Source organism: Arthrobacter sp. WCS2018Hpa-7 (assembly GCF_031843805.1).
Taxonomy (GTDB): domain Bacteria; phylum Actinomycetota; class Actinomycetes; order Actinomycetales; family Micrococcaceae; genus Arthrobacter.
The window spans coordinates 1-16,893 of the sequence record NZ_JAVTJB010000027.1 but is presented as its reverse complement, the minus strand read 5'-3'; the positions used below and the strand labels follow the sequence as shown (position 1 = coordinate 16,893).

Annotated in this window: 15 protein-coding genes; 7 read left to right on the top strand and 8 right to left on the bottom strand. The window is 57.6% G+C overall.

Annotated elements, in window-relative coordinates:
• Window positions 1-24 precede the first annotated feature (24 nt).
• The 6 genes from RQH14_RS20720 to RQH14_RS20695 form a co-directional block, all read right to left on the bottom strand.
• A complete protein-coding gene (locus tag RQH14_RS20720) occupies window positions 25-1,428 on the bottom strand; it encodes an MFS transporter (protein WP_311215010.1) in 1,404 nt (467 codons plus the stop codon).
• 111 nt (window positions 1,429-1,539) lie between these two features.
• Window positions 1,540-1,914 carry a carboxymuconolactone decarboxylase family protein gene (locus RQH14_RS20715; protein ID WP_311215009.1) on the bottom strand — a complete coding sequence of 125 codons (375 nt, stop codon included), beginning with the start codon at window positions 1,912-1,914 and terminating at the stop codon, window positions 1,540-1,542.
• Entirely contained in the window at window positions 1,911-3,386 is a 1,476-nt protein-coding gene (locus tag RQH14_RS20710) for an aldehyde dehydrogenase (RefSeq protein WP_311215008.1), read from the bottom strand. Before RQH14_RS20710 ends, RQH14_RS20715 begins: the two co-directional genes overlap by 4 nt.
• 43 nt (window positions 3,387-3,429) lie before the next feature.
• A complete protein-coding gene (locus RQH14_RS20705; protein WP_311215007.1) occupies window positions 3,430-4,605 on the bottom strand; it encodes an ABC transporter ATP-binding protein in 1,176 nt (391 codons plus the stop codon).
• 2 nt (window positions 4,606-4,607) lie between these two features.
• Window positions 4,608-6,341 (bottom strand): iron ABC transporter permease, encoded by a 1,734-nt coding sequence (locus RQH14_RS20700; RefSeq protein WP_311215006.1) that lies wholly within the window; start codon window positions 6,339-6,341, stop codon window positions 4,608-4,610.
• A gap of 87 nt (window positions 6,342-6,428) precedes the next feature.
• Entirely contained in the window at window positions 6,429-7,517 is a 1,089-nt protein-coding gene (locus RQH14_RS20695; RefSeq protein ID WP_311215005.1) for an extracellular solute-binding protein, read from the bottom strand.
• A 416-nt stretch (window positions 7,518-7,933) separates the two neighbouring features.
• Between RQH14_RS20695 and RQH14_RS20690 the strand changes: the two genes are divergently transcribed.
• The 7 genes from RQH14_RS20690 to RQH14_RS20660 all read left to right on the top strand — a co-directional run bounded on the left by RQH14_RS20690 (window position 7,934) and on the right by RQH14_RS20660 (window position 15,188).
• A complete protein-coding gene (locus RQH14_RS20690; RefSeq protein ID WP_311215045.1) occupies window positions 7,934-8,944 on the top strand; it encodes an NAD(P)-dependent oxidoreductase in 1,011 nt (336 codons plus the stop codon).
• 20 nt (window positions 8,945-8,964) lie between these two features.
• Window positions 8,965-9,867 carry an alpha/beta fold hydrolase gene (locus RQH14_RS20685; RefSeq protein WP_311215004.1) on the top strand — a complete coding sequence of 301 codons (903 nt, stop codon included), beginning with the start codon at window positions 8,965-8,967 and terminating at the stop codon, window positions 9,865-9,867.
• An 11-nt stretch (window positions 9,868-9,878) separates the two neighbouring features.
• Window positions 9,879-10,898, top strand: coding sequence for an alcohol dehydrogenase catalytic domain-containing protein (locus RQH14_RS20680; RefSeq protein WP_311215003.1), 1,020 nt, complete (start codon window positions 9,879-9,881; stop codon window positions 10,896-10,898).
• Between the two features lie 70 nt (window positions 10,899-10,968).
• On the top strand, window positions 10,969-11,325 hold the full coding sequence (locus tag RQH14_RS20675; protein ID WP_311215002.1) for a hypothetical protein: 357 nt from the start codon (window positions 10,969-10,971) through the stop codon (window positions 11,323-11,325).
• On the top strand, window positions 11,325-12,911 hold the full coding sequence (locus RQH14_RS20670; protein ID WP_311215001.1) for a carboxylesterase family protein: 1,587 nt from the start codon (window positions 11,325-11,327) through the stop codon (window positions 12,909-12,911). The genes RQH14_RS20675 and RQH14_RS20670 overlap by 1 nt, the downstream gene beginning before the upstream one ends.
• A gap of 91 nt (window positions 12,912-13,002) precedes the next feature.
• Window positions 13,003-14,394, top strand: a complete 1,392-nt coding sequence (locus RQH14_RS20665) for an MmgE/PrpD family protein (RefSeq protein ID WP_311215000.1) — start codon at window positions 13,003-13,005, stop codon at window positions 14,392-14,394.
• A 614-nt stretch (window positions 14,395-15,008) separates the two neighbouring features.
• Complete coding sequence (locus tag RQH14_RS20660; RefSeq protein WP_311214999.1) at window positions 15,009-15,188, top strand: hypothetical protein; 180 nt, start codon at window positions 15,009-15,011, stop codon at window positions 15,186-15,188.
• A gap of 1,064 nt (window positions 15,189-16,252) precedes the next feature.
• Here the strand turns inward: RQH14_RS20660 and RQH14_RS23190 are convergent.
• Together RQH14_RS23190 and RQH14_RS20655 are read right to left on the bottom strand one after the other, a co-directional pair.
• A complete protein-coding gene (locus RQH14_RS23190) occupies window positions 16,253-16,417 on the bottom strand; it encodes a DUF4209 domain-containing protein (RefSeq protein ID WP_396136335.1) in 165 nt (54 codons plus the stop codon).
• A 9-nt stretch (window positions 16,418-16,426) separates the two neighbouring features.
• Window positions 16,427-16,893: hypothetical protein (locus tag RQH14_RS20655; RefSeq protein WP_311214998.1), on the bottom strand; the 467-nt coding region annotated here is incomplete at its 5' end.

Sequence of the window (16,893 nt, the reverse complement as noted above, 5' to 3'; positions counted from 1 at the left end):
CAAGTTGTTCATATATAAGAACAACTATATTTTATCACGAACAGAGGTTGCCGCATCGGCGACATTGGGATCGACTGGCCCTTTCTTACCGGCCAGCGCCCGCCTCGACACACTCCGGCTCCACAAATGAACGCATACTCCCGTGGCGGCAGCCACAAAAGCTGCACCCAGGATGGCCGACGTTGTGGAGACATGGTCGGAAACCAGGCCGAGGACAAGCCCTGAAACGGGCCGCACGCCAGAGAAGGCCATCACCCATATGGCCATGATCCGTCCGAGGAATTGAGCCGGCGCTCGCTGCTGTACTACGACACCAAACGCCGTGATGCCCATCACCATACTGGCGCCGCCCAGAATAAGCATGGCTGTGGCAAATCCAAGCGACGGAACCAACCCCACCAGGGCCAATGACACCCCGAGGATGACCATGGATAAGAGCCCAACGGATTGCGGCCTCAGGAACGTGGTGAAAACTCGGTAAGTGAGGATACCTGCGAGACCACCTAGACCGAATGCGCCTGTCACCCAACCTGCGCCGACGGTCCCAATGCCCAGCAGGCTCCCAATGTTCGGTGCCAGCGTGACAGACGCCTCAGCCGCCGCGCTGATAGCTGCAGCAGCGCAGATAGCAGCCAGCAGGGGTTTGTCATTCCACACGTGCTTCGTTACGTCCCGCAGTCGTCGTGGACCGCCCGTGGTGATACTTGGTGTTCCAAGTCGTCGGATAAGGAGGAAAACGCTTGCTGAAACAAAACATATCCCAGCCAAAATTGCCAGCGTCAAGATCGGTCCGACCGCGGAACCGAGCCAAGCCCCAACCAAGGGACCGAGCGTTCGACCCAACGCAGAGGGAAGGAAGTTGAGGGACATGGCCGTTGCGTGTTCGTTCGGACGCGACAACCTCGGGGGTACTGCTTGCAGGGCGGCCGACGCCAACGCGATCCCAACGCCGCAGATTACTGAGGACGCCAGCAACGGCATCTCAACGGGAATTAGGTTCGCCAGTGCCGGGATTTCGAGCCAAATGGCGAGGCTGATGCTGCCGGTTCCCGCACAGAGACCACCTAATACAATGGGAATCCGCGGACCACGTTTGTCCGCCATGCTTCCGCTCAATATGGCGAGGAAGACTTGAGGCAGTAGTTGCGCAGCCAACACAAGCCCGACCCATGCAGCTGAGCCGGTGCGCTCAAACGTGAGGACAACAAAAAGCATGGTCTGCGCCCAGAACGCCGTGACCAGAATCGTCTTGCCGATGAGGGCCGAGCCAAACTCCAGGCTGAGGATCAGTTGAAGAGCATTTCGCGGGCCCTCCTGGTGCGGTTTCAAGGGGGACATTGACTTACGCCGCACGATCGATGACCTTCTCTGGTTTGTCTCGGATAAAAAGCGGTTCAACGTGGACCCAAAAAAAACTTCCAGGGGCACGTCAAAGTTCTCCCCTGCCAGCGGTGGCAGAACACAAGTCCTGCCACCGCTTCAGCTCAATTCTCTGACGGCTGCCTCCGCTGGTTAGACATAGACGTCGGCCGACCCCTGTTAGGAATTTTCCGCAAAAACCTCGCGAGCGACTTTGAATGACGCGAGGCCCGCGGGCATGCCTGCATAAACGGCAACCTGTAACAGGCACTCTCGGATCTCTGTTCGAGTAAGCCCATTGGCAATTCCCGCACGGATGTGACCCGCTAGAGCATCAGGCCGCGACATCACCGCCAGCATGCCGATGTTCAGGATGCTTCTGCTGCGCCTGTCCAGCTCCGGGCGGGCCCAGATTTCACCCCAGCAGTACTCCGTCACAAGATCCTGCATTGGACCCGAAAACTCGTCCGCCTCGGCCAAGATCTTGTCAATGACGTCATCGCCATTGATCTCACGCCTAATGCGCAGGCCCTCTTCGTAGCGATCACCGCTCACTTACGGGCCTCCTTAAGGCCTTCAGCGAAGCTGTTCGGGAGGCCATACGACTTCGTCTCGGTGTAAGCTTCGAGACCTTCGTGGCCTGCTTCTCGGCCTATGCCGCTGTCCTTAAATCCGCCCACAGGGGCATGGAATCCTGCAGGGCTTCCATTGATTTCTACCGTTCCTGTTCGAATACGGGATGCCAGGTTCAAGCCACGGGCAATGTCGCTGGTGAACACGGAGCCGCTCAAACCATAGGGTGAGTGGTTGGCCAAATCCACTGCCATGTCCTCGTCTTCATATTTCAGAATAGCCAGAACTGGTCCGAAGACTTCCTCGAGCGCGATCCTCATGTCTGGCTTGACATCCGTAAAGACCGTGGGCTCAACAAACCAGCCTCGATCTGGCACTGACCGCCCCCCACCGATTACAGGTGTAGCACCTTCACCCTTGGCCGCTTCAATGTAGCCCTGAACAACATCACGCTGTCGGGCCGTGGCCATGGGGCCAATTTGCGTTGATGGGTCACGTGGATCGCCAACCGGCATCGACTCGATGAGGCCCTGCAACCTGTCAATAAATTCGTCATGACGGCGGTTCGATACCAGAATGCGCGTTTTAAGACTGCAAATCTGTCCGCTGTTGCGAAGCGAGCCCATCCGCAAAGCCTCGACTGTTGCGTCCATATCGGCATCGTCGAGGATTACCGCAGCCGATTTTCCTCCAAGTTCAAGCGTGACCCGTGTCAAGTTTTGCCCACAAATGGACGCCAGCCGGCGCCCCACGGCAGTAGAACCCGTGAAGGTAAGTTTGTCGATCCCGGGATGGCTTACGAGATACTCGCTGACTTGCCGGCTGGCAGGGACGACGTTAAGTACACCGGGCGGCAAACCAGCCTCGTCGAACAGCTGGGCGAGTGCCATGGTCGACAGCGGCGTCTCGGACGCAGGCTTGAGTATAACGGTGCACCCCGTCAACAAGGCTGGTGCAACCTTCTGGATCGCGACAGTCAAGGGAACGTTCCACGGAACAACCGCGGCCACGACGCCCAATGGCTCGCGCGTAACTAGTGCGCTACCCGACGAAGAAGTCCGAACGTCGCGGAAAGGGAAAGTCTCGATCAGCTCGAGGTAGGAGTCAAGGAGGGCAAGGGGGGCACCGAGCTGAATCGCGCTCGACTGCGTGATGGGACTTCCCATCTCGTCAGTAATGAGGCCCGCCAAGTCTTCGCGACGTTCAGCGATCAAACCCCTAACTCGACGTAGAATCTCCGCGCGTTCCTGCGGCGCCATTCCAGGCCACGGGCCCTTGTCAAATGCGTGACGCGCTGCCTCAACAGCGAGGTCGATGTCGGCAATAGAGGCCGCTGGCACAAAACCAATGACCTCTTCCGTTGCTGGAGAAATCACCTCTAAGCGATCAGAACTTGAGGATCTGATCCACTGCCCATTGATGAAGAGGGTTTCGTAGTTGCGTTTGATTGTCATAGTTCCTCAATTTGGCTGCAAACTCATCGGCGATGAGAATCAATCAGTGGTTAACCAGTGCTTCGTCTTGGTAGAGCAGGGTCTGTTTGGCTGGTGTGCGGACTTTCACTTTCTCCCCTAGCTCAAGATCGGAGTCTTCCGCATGCTGTGCGTACCAGAGGCTCCCGTCCACATCGATGACATACTGGCGGCGGCCTCCCTCGCCGAGAACAACCTGCGCGAGCGTTCCCTCAACCTCAATCTCGCCGTCCGGCAGGGCCAGTCCGGACTCCGCCCGACGAACATGCGTATCCCGGGCCCGGACGAATAGTTGAAGTTGGCCTTCATCTGTCACAGCTTCTGCCAGGCCTTGGCTGGCCAGAATTACGCCGCCGCCATGGCGCAGCTGACCGTCAACCTTGAAAACAGTGAGCTTATTGCGGACGCCCAAAAAGTTGGCTGCGTAAGGCGAGACAGGCCGTGCATAGACCTCGGCAGGAGGACCGATCTGCTCGATCCTTCCTTCCCTCATCAAGACCACCCTGTCCCCCATTTCAAGCGCTTCCTCTTGATCATGGGTAATGTGAATTGCGGTGTAACCCAAGTCACGATGCAACCGCAATAGTTCTGTCCGAAGGGATACTCTGAGCAAGGCATCCAAGGCACTCAAGGGTTCGTCCAGCAGGAGTACTTCGGGTTCGTACACGAGAGCGCGTGCAAGCGCGATTCGCTGCTGCTGACCGCCACTCAGCTCAGCCGGAAGCCGCTTTGCCAGTGGTGTGCATTCGAGAGTTTCCAAGACCTTAGCCACGCGTGCCAGTCGCTTCGCTTTGGGCACCTTCCGCATTTTAAGCGGGTACTCTACGTTTTGCTCAACTGTCATGTGAGGCCAGAGCGCATAGCTCTGGAAAACCATCCCAACGTTGCGGTGGTTCACCTTCTTGTCAATTGACTTCTCAGAGTCGTAGACGGGTTGGCCGCCGATGCTGATGGTACCGGAGGTCGGGCTCTCAAGCCCGGCGATGCAGCGGATGAGCGTCGATTTTCCACAGCCGCTGGGCCCGACTATGACGACGTACTCCCCCTGCTGGACATCAATGTTGAGATCCTTCACTGCGTCTACAGTCCTGCCCTTTGCCGCAAACGACTTACCTACTCCAATAAGTGAGGCGCTAATCGGCCTGCCCGTTGCGATTCCATCCATATTCGCGACCTTCTCGTCGACGTGTGAAGCACTCATAGTTAGAAACTCTCCAAAGCAGACTTGCCACCGATTCGCACCGTGATAGCGAGAATTGCGGCTGTGATAAGTGTCATGATCAGGGACATGACAGCAACCTCGGGGGCGGCACCTTCCTGTCCCAGTTGATACAGAAAGGTGCCCATGACTTGCTGACCTGGCGATTGAACCATCACAGAAACGGCAAAATCGTTGGATAGCATGACAAAGGCAAGGGCAAGTGCCGCCGCGATGCCTCGACGGGCGACCGGCATAGCGATGGTAATGACCATCCGAAGCTGACTTGCTCCGGTGACCCTGGACGCCTCGAAAAGGGACTTGTCGACTCCGATTAAGCTCGAGTACTGGGACCGCAAAGCGAATGGCAGTGCTATGAACGCATACCCGATCACGAAAAGTGCCAGCGAACCATAAAGCGAGAATGGCGGCCGGATAAAGACAAACACGATCACCATGCCGAGCAGAGCGCGAGGGACTGCAAGCGGCGCAATGAAGAGGAAGTCCAGGGTCTTCACCACCGCCCTGGGCGCTCTAATGATCCCGCTCAGTGCTAGGGCGGTTATGAACCCAAGTGGGAGCACGATGACAACGGCCAGGAACGATGCCACGAGGCTGTTGACAATAGACTCGACGACTTCTGGATCACTTCCGATCGTAATGAAGTTGTCCAGTGTGAACGAGAGCCGAGTTAGATCCCCGTCCCAAAATGGTGAGAAGGCGACGAGGGTTATAGCGACCAGTGGAAGGCCAACGACGATTACGGCCCACGCTAGGACAAATGCGACGGCCCCGCCCGAATTCTTCCTTGTTATGCCCCGCCCGGAACTCTGCGTAATGTAGCGGCGCTGGTCTCCCACGATTCGACGCTGGATGAAGATGGCCATGATGCCGAACACAAGGAGCGGAAGACCTAAGGCTGCAGTAAGGGGGTAATCGATCGGGAACCCCTCACGAAGGTGGAATATCTCGGTGGAAATGACTTTGATGTTGTCTCTGGTTCCGAGGAACAAAGGAGCTGTGAATTGCCCCATGCCGATGAGGAAGGCGACTACTATGCCGGCCATGAGGCCGGGGCGCAGGAGCGGGAAGGAAATGGTCATGAAGCTGCGCAATCCAGAGGCTCCAGCGACTCGGGCGGCCGCTTCCACTGAACCGTTGATTTCCAAAAGACGCGGGAACACGAAGGCAAAGATCATTCCAGCCATGTCGACGGCAGTGAAGAGAATAATCCCCGGAACACTGTAGATGTCGATGGGTCCGATGTTAATTTTGCCCAAAAGTGCGTTGATATAGCCGACGGCAGGGTCACAGAGGAATATCCACCCGTATACGAAGGCAACCGGAGGGATCACCAGGGGAATTTGGGGAACGAGCGCGGCAAAAGCACGCATGCGTAACGGGACTCTCATCGCTGCCGCAGCGAGGGCGACGGCCGCAATAGCTCCAATTGCCGTGGATCCCGCTGCCAAGGTGACTGTCATAGCCAGGGTGGACCAGATATCCGGGATGGCGAGCACGCGCGCGAACGCGGATCCGCCGTCGTCAAACAGACGAGCAAAGAACAGCATGACCGGCCAGGCAACGATGAGCGCCAATGCGACGGCGAAGACATACCAGATCGTTGAGCTTCGGATCCCTACACGGGCGATATCTCGGCGCGGTGTGCCGCCGGTGTGGCGGCGCTTGCCATTCTCCGTTTTGTCCACCCGCTGAGACTCAGCTGTCGAGCTAGTCATCCACTTTCTCCTTCTCGTTTCTGTGCAGCACGGCGGCTAGCCCGTGACACCGCGGCTACGCCACAGTGGGGCTCGCCCCACTGCGGACTACCCACCAAAGCGAGGCGTCCAATACTGAGCAATCCAGGCGTTCCACTTTTCGTTGGTCCATTCCTTCGGGTCGTAACTCTTCACCGAGTCCCAAGGGATGGAGCCGTCCACAGAGATTGCTGTGGCAGCAGGCGAGACGTTCTTCACGAACGAAGCGGCACCATCCTTACTCATGAGCCAATTCGTGAAGACCGTTGCCGCATTAGGATGCGGGGCCGTTCCCATGACAGCAGCGTTGTACTGGGGGCCACTAGCTGCCTTGGTGGGAACTGTTTCGGTAATTCGTGCGCCCTTAGCAACGAGCGGTGTGGTTACGCTGGCCAGGCCAGGCAAGGCGTACTCGAAAGATCCGGCGCCCAACGCTTGTCCCAGAGGCGTGTTGCTTGCCTCGACTGTGTGGCTGGTTGCGGCCAACTTGTCCAGGATCTCGTCACCAAACTCCTGCCGCAAAGTCTCGTAGGCAAATGCTGCGGCCACCGAAGAGTGAGGGTTCAAAAGCCCATACTTGGCATCGGGTTTCGCTGCGAGAAGAGACGCGACGTCAGTGAAGGTGGGTTGATCCGATTGGCTGGAGATGGTGTACGGGATAGCAAGCACGGTGGCGTAGCTCTTTCCACCAAGTAGTTTTTCCCAACCAGCACTTGTCTGGTCGGGGGCGACCGTGAGTGATGCGAACTTGTCGGCGTCGTAGCGATCCGAGAACCATCCTGGGGATGCGTGCACAACCACGTCCGCACTCTTTACGCCGGCCTCGATCTCCTGATCCAATTTGGGGATCAAATCGGCTGTGCCAGCGAACGTGGCTTTTACCTTGATCTTTGGATAAGCCTTCTCGAAATCGGCAATGATCTTGTCCGAACTTCCCACAGAGAAGTACCAGTTGACCGTACCTTCTTGGTTAGCGGCGTCCAGCGTCTTATTCCAAGTGGCACTGTCTACCGTGCTCGGAGGGCCGGTAGTAACGCTGGTCGCTGGGCTGGATCCGCCGCCGCAGGCAGTGAGTCCGAAGGTAGCCAACCCGATAGCACCCACGATTGCCGTGGCGCGGGAACGAAGCCTGGTTCCACGCAGTTTTGAAAGGGACACCGTGTCTCTCCTTTGAGATCGATAAGAAACGTGCTGGGTTAGATTGCTGACCAATAATCGTAATAACGTACACCCGTACCGTAACCGGAACGCTGGCGACAGGTCAATAGCATCCGGCACCGAGGGGATTCGCGGGAGGCTTGCATTTCACTCGACTGGCGAGACGATGCCGACTCAACCCACGAGCCTCCGATCACGTCGCGGTCGACCCTGACGGAAACCGGCTAGTGAACCCTGCACTACAAGCGCGCGAGACCGTCCTTTTGAGCTTAATCGACTCCCGACTCGAGTTCGCGACGTACCCTAACTCTCCAGGTGCCGCAAGCATTGACTCAAGCGCACCCTTCGTAATAACGTACAGGCATTCAGAAATAGGATCAACGAGTCCACGGCGACGACGTTGAAGGCAACGTCAAATCCTCTGTCCTTGGCCAAAGCCGTTCAAGGATTCGAGAGTTCCTCGCCAACGAAGGAGAGTAGCCGCAATGAAAGTTGGATACATCGGGCTTGGCCGCATGGGACGCGGTATGGCTCTAAACCTTATTAAGGCTGGCTATGAAGTTACTGTCTTCGATCTCTCCAGCGAAGCTGTAGCTGCTCTAACGTCCTCCGGCGCCAAAGCCGCAGCAAGTATCGCGGATCTGACCGAGACAACCGATGTTGTGTTCACTTCACTGCCGGGGCCCACAGAAGTCGAAGCCGTGGTGTTCGGTAAGAATGGCATCCTCGACAACATTGGCCCCGGAAAGGTCTTGTTTGACCTATCCACCAGCTCTCGCGACATGGCTCTGCGAATAAGCAAAGCCTTCGCTGAGAAGGGCGCGACCATGCTCGACGCGCCGGTCAGCGGCGGCCCTGCCGGCGCCCAGTCAGGTGACATGGCATTTTGGGTCGGCGGCGACCAGGAGACCTACGAACGCTTTCTTCCCGTGCTGAAGGCCATGGGCGACAAACCCCGCCGAGTGGGTGAAATCGGCATGGGAACGGTGGTGAAGCTCGTCAACAACGTGACTGGACCGATGTTTCTCTTGGCAATGTCGGAGGCCTTCTCCGTTGGCGTCAAAGCAGGAGTCGATCCCCTGGAGCTATGGGATGCGTTACGGCTCGGCGTTCTGGGCAAAGGCTCCGCCTTGAACATGCTAACGAAGCAGTTCCTGCCGGGACAATTCGATCCGCCGGCTTTCGCCCTGAAACTCATGTATAAGGATGTGAACCTGGCAACCGAGCTCGCAAAAGAACTCGGGGTCCCAATGAGGCTCGCTTCACTGACGCACGCCGAGATGGCGGAGGCACTCAGCAAAGGACAGGGTGATTTGGATGGCCGCATCTACCTTCAGCTGCAGCTTGAGCGGGCAGGCGTCAAGATCGCTGTAGACCCGGAAAAGCTGGCCGAGCGCGCAGCCAATCCCGTCGGAAAAACAGATTAGAACAAAGGAAACACGCACACATGTCAGCGCTTGCTTCGAAGAAACTTGACTTCCCCATAAGTATCACCGACCAAGACGGCCTTCAATTCGCTGGTCATTTCTTTCCCTCCGGTGGGCGAGGCCGCGGGGTACTACAGGTCCTTGTACATGGAATCTCGTATGATCATCGCTACTGGAACGCCGGATTGGTAAACGGTCGGGACTACTCGTACGTGACCTATATGGCCTCGCAGGGTTTCGACTTATTGGCGATCGACTTGCCCGGTACCGGCGCCAGTGACAAGCCCGATGGGCATTCAGTCTCGTTGGAAGCCGTGGGATCTGCCCTCAGCAGCTTGGTCGAGCGCCTAAAGGAGCCGGGGGTCATTCCCGGAAAGACTTTTGATCATATCGCCCTGATCGGCCACTCAATGGGCGCCTCCCTCTCTGTCTACTCCGAAGCCAGATGGCCCGCCGCGGATTCATTGGTTGTGACAGCGACAGGGTTTTTCCCCGGCCGCCCACGTTCGGCTTGGGCTCCCGGTGCGAGGGAAGCGCTTCTAAGCGATCCCTACGCTGTGGTGCCTAAAGAAGGCCGACTCAAGTTTTACCATCAGCAACAGGCCGATCCGGATGTCATCTCATATGACAACGACGTTCTTAGGACACCGATACCCAGCGGACTCTGGACGGACTGCATAGCCCTTCAGGACGATCCCGACGCCGGCTTCGCCAAGGTCACATGCCCTGTCTTTATTCAGCTGGGCGAGTTTGACCCTATACTTCCTGGGCGATTCGCCGCAGATGAAAAGGCGCTCTATGCCTCGTCAACTGAAGTTGTGGTCGATCCGATCCCGGATATTGGTCATTCGTTTAATCTCCACTTAAACGCTCAGCGGAGCTGGTCAGGAATCAGTGAGTTCCTGCAGCAGCGAAATACCTAGAGGCGGATCACGTGCGCGGAATCGTCTTCCACGGTGAGCGACAACTCTCTGTCTCAACGTTTGGAGATCCAACCCCCGGTCCTCGCGACGTCGTCGTCGAGGTTCAGGCGTCGGGTATGTGCGGGTCAGACCTACATACATATCGTGGCACCAGAATCGAGAATCCAGTCATTGGAGGCCATGAGCCCGCAGGCATCGTAGTTGCCGTCGGTTCCGCGGTTGCAAAGGCCTGGCTAGGCAAGTCTGTCATGGTCCACCACTATCTCGGATGCGAATCCTGTGATCAATGCCGTTCAGGATGGACACAACTGTGCCGTTCTGGCGCATTGGCGATGGGAGCCACTGCCCCGGGCGCACACGCCGAATTCATCCGAGTCCCGGTCACTGCCGTGATTAGAATGCCCGAAGGCCTGTCGTTTCTCGCAGCTGCATCCATCAGCTGCGGTACGGGCACGGCATGGGCGGCTTTGGGCAGACTCCAACTGCGAGGCGACGACACGATCGCCATTTTCGGTCAGGGTCCTGTGGGCCTTGCAGCAACACAATTGGCGACAGCGCTGGGTGCCCGGGTGATAGCGCTGGACATCTCAAACTCTCGACTCGAACGGGCTCGTGAGTTCGGGGCAGTTGCCTGCATAGATCCCTCCAAGGTGGCTTCCGTATCAGACGCGGTCCGGGATGCCAACGGTGGGCGAGGAGTTTCGAAGAGTTTGGAGACCTCTGGTGCTTCAAGTGCTGCACGTCAGGTGCTGGATGTCCTCGACGTGTGGGGATCCGCGTGCTGGGTCGGCGTTGGTTCCACGATCAAGTTTGACCTCAGCGAACATCTGTATCGGCAAATCAGCATGATGACGTCCTGGACCATGGCCATCCCCGGAATGGAGGAATGCGCAAATTTCGTTGTCCAGCGGCAGGTTGACGTGGATGCCCTGTTCACTCACCGGTGGAACCTGGCTGAGGCGAAAGCAGCCTACGAGCTGTTCGAGGCGCAGACATCAGGAAAGGGTGTCTTCACCCCGACCGGCAGCTAGGCGCCGTCATGGTAGTTCGCGCTGCCGCGAAGCAGACAATCAGTATTTAGGCCGACATGAGGAGGAGCTGATGACAGCACTAGTTATTGGGGTAGGCGAAGTAGACACAGTGTTCACGGGACCGCGACGAGTCGCGTTCTGCCACGCCGGCGTTGAGCTCAGTATGCAACGACGTGTCCTTGGCTGGACGCCCACAGAAGGAGATTACGTCGAACTTCGGCAATCGGGTTTGGTCACACGCAGGGGCATTATTGAATCTGTCATGTTCGACAAGTCGAGCTTCTGGCTCGCAGCAGAGGGCGTAGACCCTCGGATTTTCGTCGATGTCGAGTACGAAGATCATGAAATTTGGTCACCGGAATCGACACAGCAGCCACATCCGCAATCGTCGGCGAGGCACCATCTTACGGACGTCGTCGTCCCCTGATGAGACACCTCCCATTTGAAACCGCCGAAGAGACGATCCGACCTGTCGTGCAAACGGCCACGGGCACGCTTAGGGGCTATTTTCGAGACTCGGTCTCGGTATTCAAAGGGGTTCCGTATGCTGCCGACACCGGAGGAAGAAACAGGTTCCGTCCGCCGCGGCCCGTGAACTGGCCCGGAATTCGGGAAGCCGTCCACTACGGCCCCACGGCTCCCCAGCTGCATCCTGGAACCGTGGGGGTGCCAAACCATCTCGCTTGGATTTTCGACGCTGAGCCTCGCAGCGAGGACTGTCTAGTACTCAACATCTACGCACCCAGAGAACCTCTCAATGGGCCGTTGCCTGTGATGGTCTTCTTTCATGGTGGTGGATTCATGAACGGCTCGGCTAGTCCGCCGGGGCTGGATGGCACGAACCTCGCTAAACAAGGGGTCGTGGTGGTGACGATCAATCACCGGCTCAACATCCTCGGGCACCTCTACTTGGGCGGTCATCACAGAGATTATCAGGACTCCGGAAATGTCGGGCTCTTGGACGCATTGTCAGCGCTCCACTGGATCCAAACAAACATTTGTCAGTTCGGTGGGGACCCTCGTTGCGTTACGATCTTTGGCCAATCGGGAGGTGGTTCGAAGGTAGCGGCACTTATGGCTATGCCAGAGGCAACCGGGTTGTTTCATCGCGCAATTATCCAGAGCGCTTCGTCAATGCTCCGTTTCGCAACATTGGAAGAAGCGGAAGAAAATACACACAACGTCCTCAAGGCTCTCCAGTTGGGCAAACGCCAAGTAGAAAAGCTGCACGATCTTCCGATCGAGGTTCTCTTGGCGGCTGTACCGGCAGCTATTCGTGCCTGCGGTCAGAGGGATCACTTCCGCCCCGTGATCGACGGGCACACCCTGCCCGGACAGCCTTTTGCGCGAGGGATCCAAACCTGCTCGGATGTGCCCGTCCTCTTGGGATGGTGTGAAACGGAGCAACGGGCCGCGCTATCACTCACCCCTAAGATATTCGAAATATCACACGCCGAATGCCTGCAGAAGGTATCTCACTTTCTAGACGTTCCTGAGGACAAAGCAGCCACGGTCCTGGACACTTATGCTGCAGAACGGCCCGACGACTCGCCGGGTGATCTTCTGGCAATGGTCTACGGAGACCACCGCTACCGCCGCACAGTCACTACGGCTGCCGATGTGCTGTCCGTATCTGCCACATCCCCTGCATACGTGTATTTGCTCAAGTGGCGGTCCCCCGCCATGGAAGGGCTCCTTAGGGCACCCCACATGCTGTGCTTACCGTTTGTATTCCGCAACGTCGAGTCCGCGAGGCTGTTTGTCGGAACGGCGCCCGACCTTTCCAGGCTCCAGGAGGAGATGTCCGGCAGTTGGGTGGCATTTGCCAAGACCGGTAACCCCAGCACCCCCGGCTTCGGCTCTTGGCCGGAATATGATCCCACTAATCGACCCACGATGGTGTTCGATCAGGTGTCCCGCGTCACTAGGGACCCGGCGAGTGCCGAGCGCCTGATCCTTGAAAAACTAGCGCCCTATAAACCGGCCGAAGGTGAGGGGGGCCGTCGGGGCTAGGCCCCCAGCGACCTTGACTGACCTTCTATTTGCTATCTACGGCAAATGCCAGGAATCGAATTCACAAGGGACCAAACCCATAGGAGATTCAATGAACGCCCCCGTCACTACGGCAGTCGCCCAGCATATTGTCGCCGCGCAGAATACGCTTCTGTCGCCGAATGTTGCCGACCGGGCAAAGCAACACCTTCTGGACAGCCTTGTGGCAATGCTGAGTGGCGCGACTCTTAACCCTGGGAAACTCGCCATCCAATACGCTGCCTCCCGGGGTGGCAAAGGTGAAGCCACCATCATCGGCGGGGGGCTGACGAACCCGGAACTCGCAGCCTTCACCAACGCCATCTGCGCTCACGCGGATGAAACGGATGATGTCAATAATCGCGCACGAATCCACCCAGGTTCCTCAATTGTTCCTGCGGCCGTCGCAATGGCCGAGAGTTTTGATTCTTCAGGCTCGTCTCTGCTGACCGCCGTATCGCTGGGCTACGACATAGCAGCATCCGTCAACATCGGTGCTTGGGCAAGCATGAAGGCCATGGACCATTCGCCCCGGATTAGTCATGGATTGGGACAAACTTTCGGAGCAGCCGCGTCAGCCGCGTACTTAGCGGGTCTGACGATGGAACAGAATCGCCATGTTCTGTCCTACGCCGCACAGCAGGTGTCTGGAATTGCCACCATCTATCGGGATAAAGAACACGTAGGAAAGGCCTTTGCAACGTCAGCCGCACAGGCGCACGCCGGCGTGCGCGCAGTCGAGTTAGTCCGTTTCGGGTTTACTGGAGTCCCGGACGTCTTCGACGTGTCCCCCAATACCTTTGACGCTTTTGGCGAAGACGGCAGTACCGACCGGATGCTTCGAGACTTGGCAGACACACGACACGTCACTCAAACCGACATCAAGCAGTACCCCGTAGGTGGCCCTATCCAGCCCGCAGCGCAGGCTCTGGAGCATTTGATTCGTACAGAAAAGCTGAATGCCGAGAACGTTGAATTTATTGATGTTCACTTGCCCACGGCCTTCGCTTTCGTCGTCAACAGCCGCCCGATGCCTGACATAAACCTGCAGTACGTCCTGAGCATCCTCCTTCTCGAGGGCCAGATAACCTTCGAGAACTCTCACGACTATGGGCGGTTCGAATCCCGGCCCGTGCAGGAGCTGATGCGCAAAATCAAGCTCGTCCCCGACCCCGACTTGGATGTCACCGATGAATACGTCGCAACCAACGGACGGACTTGGCGTGCGGCGGTGAAAGTCAGGACAAAGGACGGGCGCGACCTCTCGGAGCGCGTCGATGCTTGCCTCGGAACCCACAGGAATCCGATTTCATGGGAGCGATTGGCGGCCAAGGCCCATATGGCACTTCTGGGTGCTATGAGCGAAGGGAAAATAGACGACCTCATCAAGTGGGTCCAGGACGTCGACACGGCGACCAGCGCTCGGGATCTCAGGGCTTTCCTTGCCCCCGACACAGGCGCGTAGAGTCTGTTAGCCGACGGGAAGGTCTCATTAACGCCAAGCCAGTCGTCTGTCCTTCGAGCATTGACGACTACGGGTCCTAGCATTGAGGTGCGACCAAATTGCCAGCCCAGATTTACTATTCACTGCACAACTCGACGGTCCGTCGCTGGCCTCGGGAGCTGAAACCTTCCTCACGGAGATGAGACTGCGCTCAGTGATCTCGCTCAGTGGATGTCCGCATGGGTGGCTGGATTGCCGAAAGCAGTTTGTCTGCTTCGACGGCGGCGCTCCAGCCGGGACGTCGGCGGGATCGGTGAATGCCGAAATCTTGAACAGCCTCTCATCATTGAGAGCCTAAATGGATGTTCTGTATCCATCGTGTTAGTGTCAAATAAATGGATGCAAGTTATCCGCCTATTGGGTTAGTGCAATCCTACCCGTGCCGACTTCTCACCGCACGAGCGGCTCATTCTCTCTCTTTCCCAGACATTGCCGCTTCGTATCGCAGAGGAGCCGAGGATCGGATTGAAAGCCGGTCAGAAACGTGGGGGTTGTCAGTGCCACCAGTCTCGAAGGAGAGCCCCTTTCCTCTGCCGACCCCCTCCGCATTTCCAACGGGGCCGTTGCCCCCGGGCATGACTGAAGTCGTCATCAAGCCCGAGCAGGACACGGAAATGGCACTTTATGAAGCCATCCTCACGGTGAGACCCGCCGCAATCCATTACGGCATGGGCATTATGATCACTCAGATTGGCGTTGATCGATTTGTCGTCCGGGCTCACCCGCAGGTCCCGCTAGGACTGGTACGTCACTAGCGACTCCTCCACCTCTACCACTGCCCGTCGCTGCGCTTCACGGACCGTTCAACAGGAATTAGGATCCGGCAGGAACGCGCCCCGTCAAGAGAACGCCTGGCCCGGTGAAATGATCCACGTCGATGTAAAGTAGCTCGGCAGGATCCCGGACGGTGTAGGCCACCGCAGCTCGGGCCGGGTGGCCGGGCAAGCCAATGCCCGTGCCCGGAATTTCACTGCAGGTACCCACGAAAACCACCATTCTTCGTGGGTTCACGTTCATTCAACATGAAGTGGATGATGAAGCACGTCTACTCCGAGATCCTCTCCGACGAGACCAAGGAAACCGCCTCGACCTTAATGAACAACGCCATTGTCGCGTTGGCGCCACAGCGCGAAGATCCAACGGCAAAGTCGAACGCCCCAACGGCATCCTCCTCGAAGAATGGGCCTACACCCGGCCCTAGACCTCACAAAACGACCGGCAGGCCTGTTGCCCATCTTCATCGAGCACTGCAATCGCGCCAGGCCATAACCGCGACCAAAGGCGCCGCACCAGCCAGCCGCGTCACCCACTTACCGGGTTTAGTGCAACTAGCTCCCGCCTCTGGCCAAAAGAGTGCGCTCGCGATAACGCAGACAACACTGGGCACGACGCCGACTGAGCACCCACATCCGAATGGCACACGCTCCGGGTCTCGTCTAACACCACTTTGACGCGCATGGGAACCGTGCTGTGAACCGGCGTCATGTCGCTATGGCCACTCACATGCCATGAGCAGATGTAGGCGGAAGAAGGGAGGAGCCAATTACTGCCAACCATCACAATAGGGAACATATCCAACAGCAACACCGCGTGCAAGAAGGCGCCTCATGGCTTTTCTCCTTTCATACGCCCATGAACCACCGACCCTGGAGCTACATGACGAGTCCACACCTGAACACTTGTGCGTGGGAAGTATCTGGCGGACTGTACGCATTGGGGAAACGCCCTCGCTCCCTTCGGTACCCACGACCGACTCCCGTAAAGCCGGGCCACGCAGATCGCGGCTTCACCACGAAGCTTCTCCGGCCGGGATCGAACTTCAATCTTCTTTGGTCAACTTATGGCTATTGCCTCGACGTTGGTTCCAGTAACTGGCATAGACCAGTCGCAGGACAAACCACCATGCATAAAACACGTGCGCTGTCTGGTGAGAAGCATCCTCCAACAGACCGTGCGCGGCGACGTTACGTATGTTCGGTCCCACGGGCCCGCATTAAAGTGCCCTAAGTTCGTAGGCAAGATCCACGCCGAGAACAGCAACTGACTCATCCATCTGCATCAGAGCACCGAGGCCAATTTCGTTTTCGATACCTGATGCGTCAATGGTGCTGGTGCTGATCCGAGCTTCACGGAATGCTTGTCGAACCATATTCTCGACCTGTGGCGTTAGGACATACAGGGCACTAGTGAAATCAACGTTGTACCCGTGCAGTAGGCCGCGCGCGACGGTCGTGATGCGGTCCCGTGGAACCAGTGAAGAGCCGAATGCGATGCTCTGAAAGTCCCGCAGCGTAAGCGTGTGCTCATTCGAAAGCTGATTAAAAGCCGGCCCCAGCATGCCGCAAACAAGTAGCCGCACATGCACCTCGAGAGTTTGCACCATCTGGTCCCAAAGGCGCGACTCAAGCCACCCTCCGGATTGACCTCCCCCGCGAACCGGGAACGGAACTCCCCTACGCC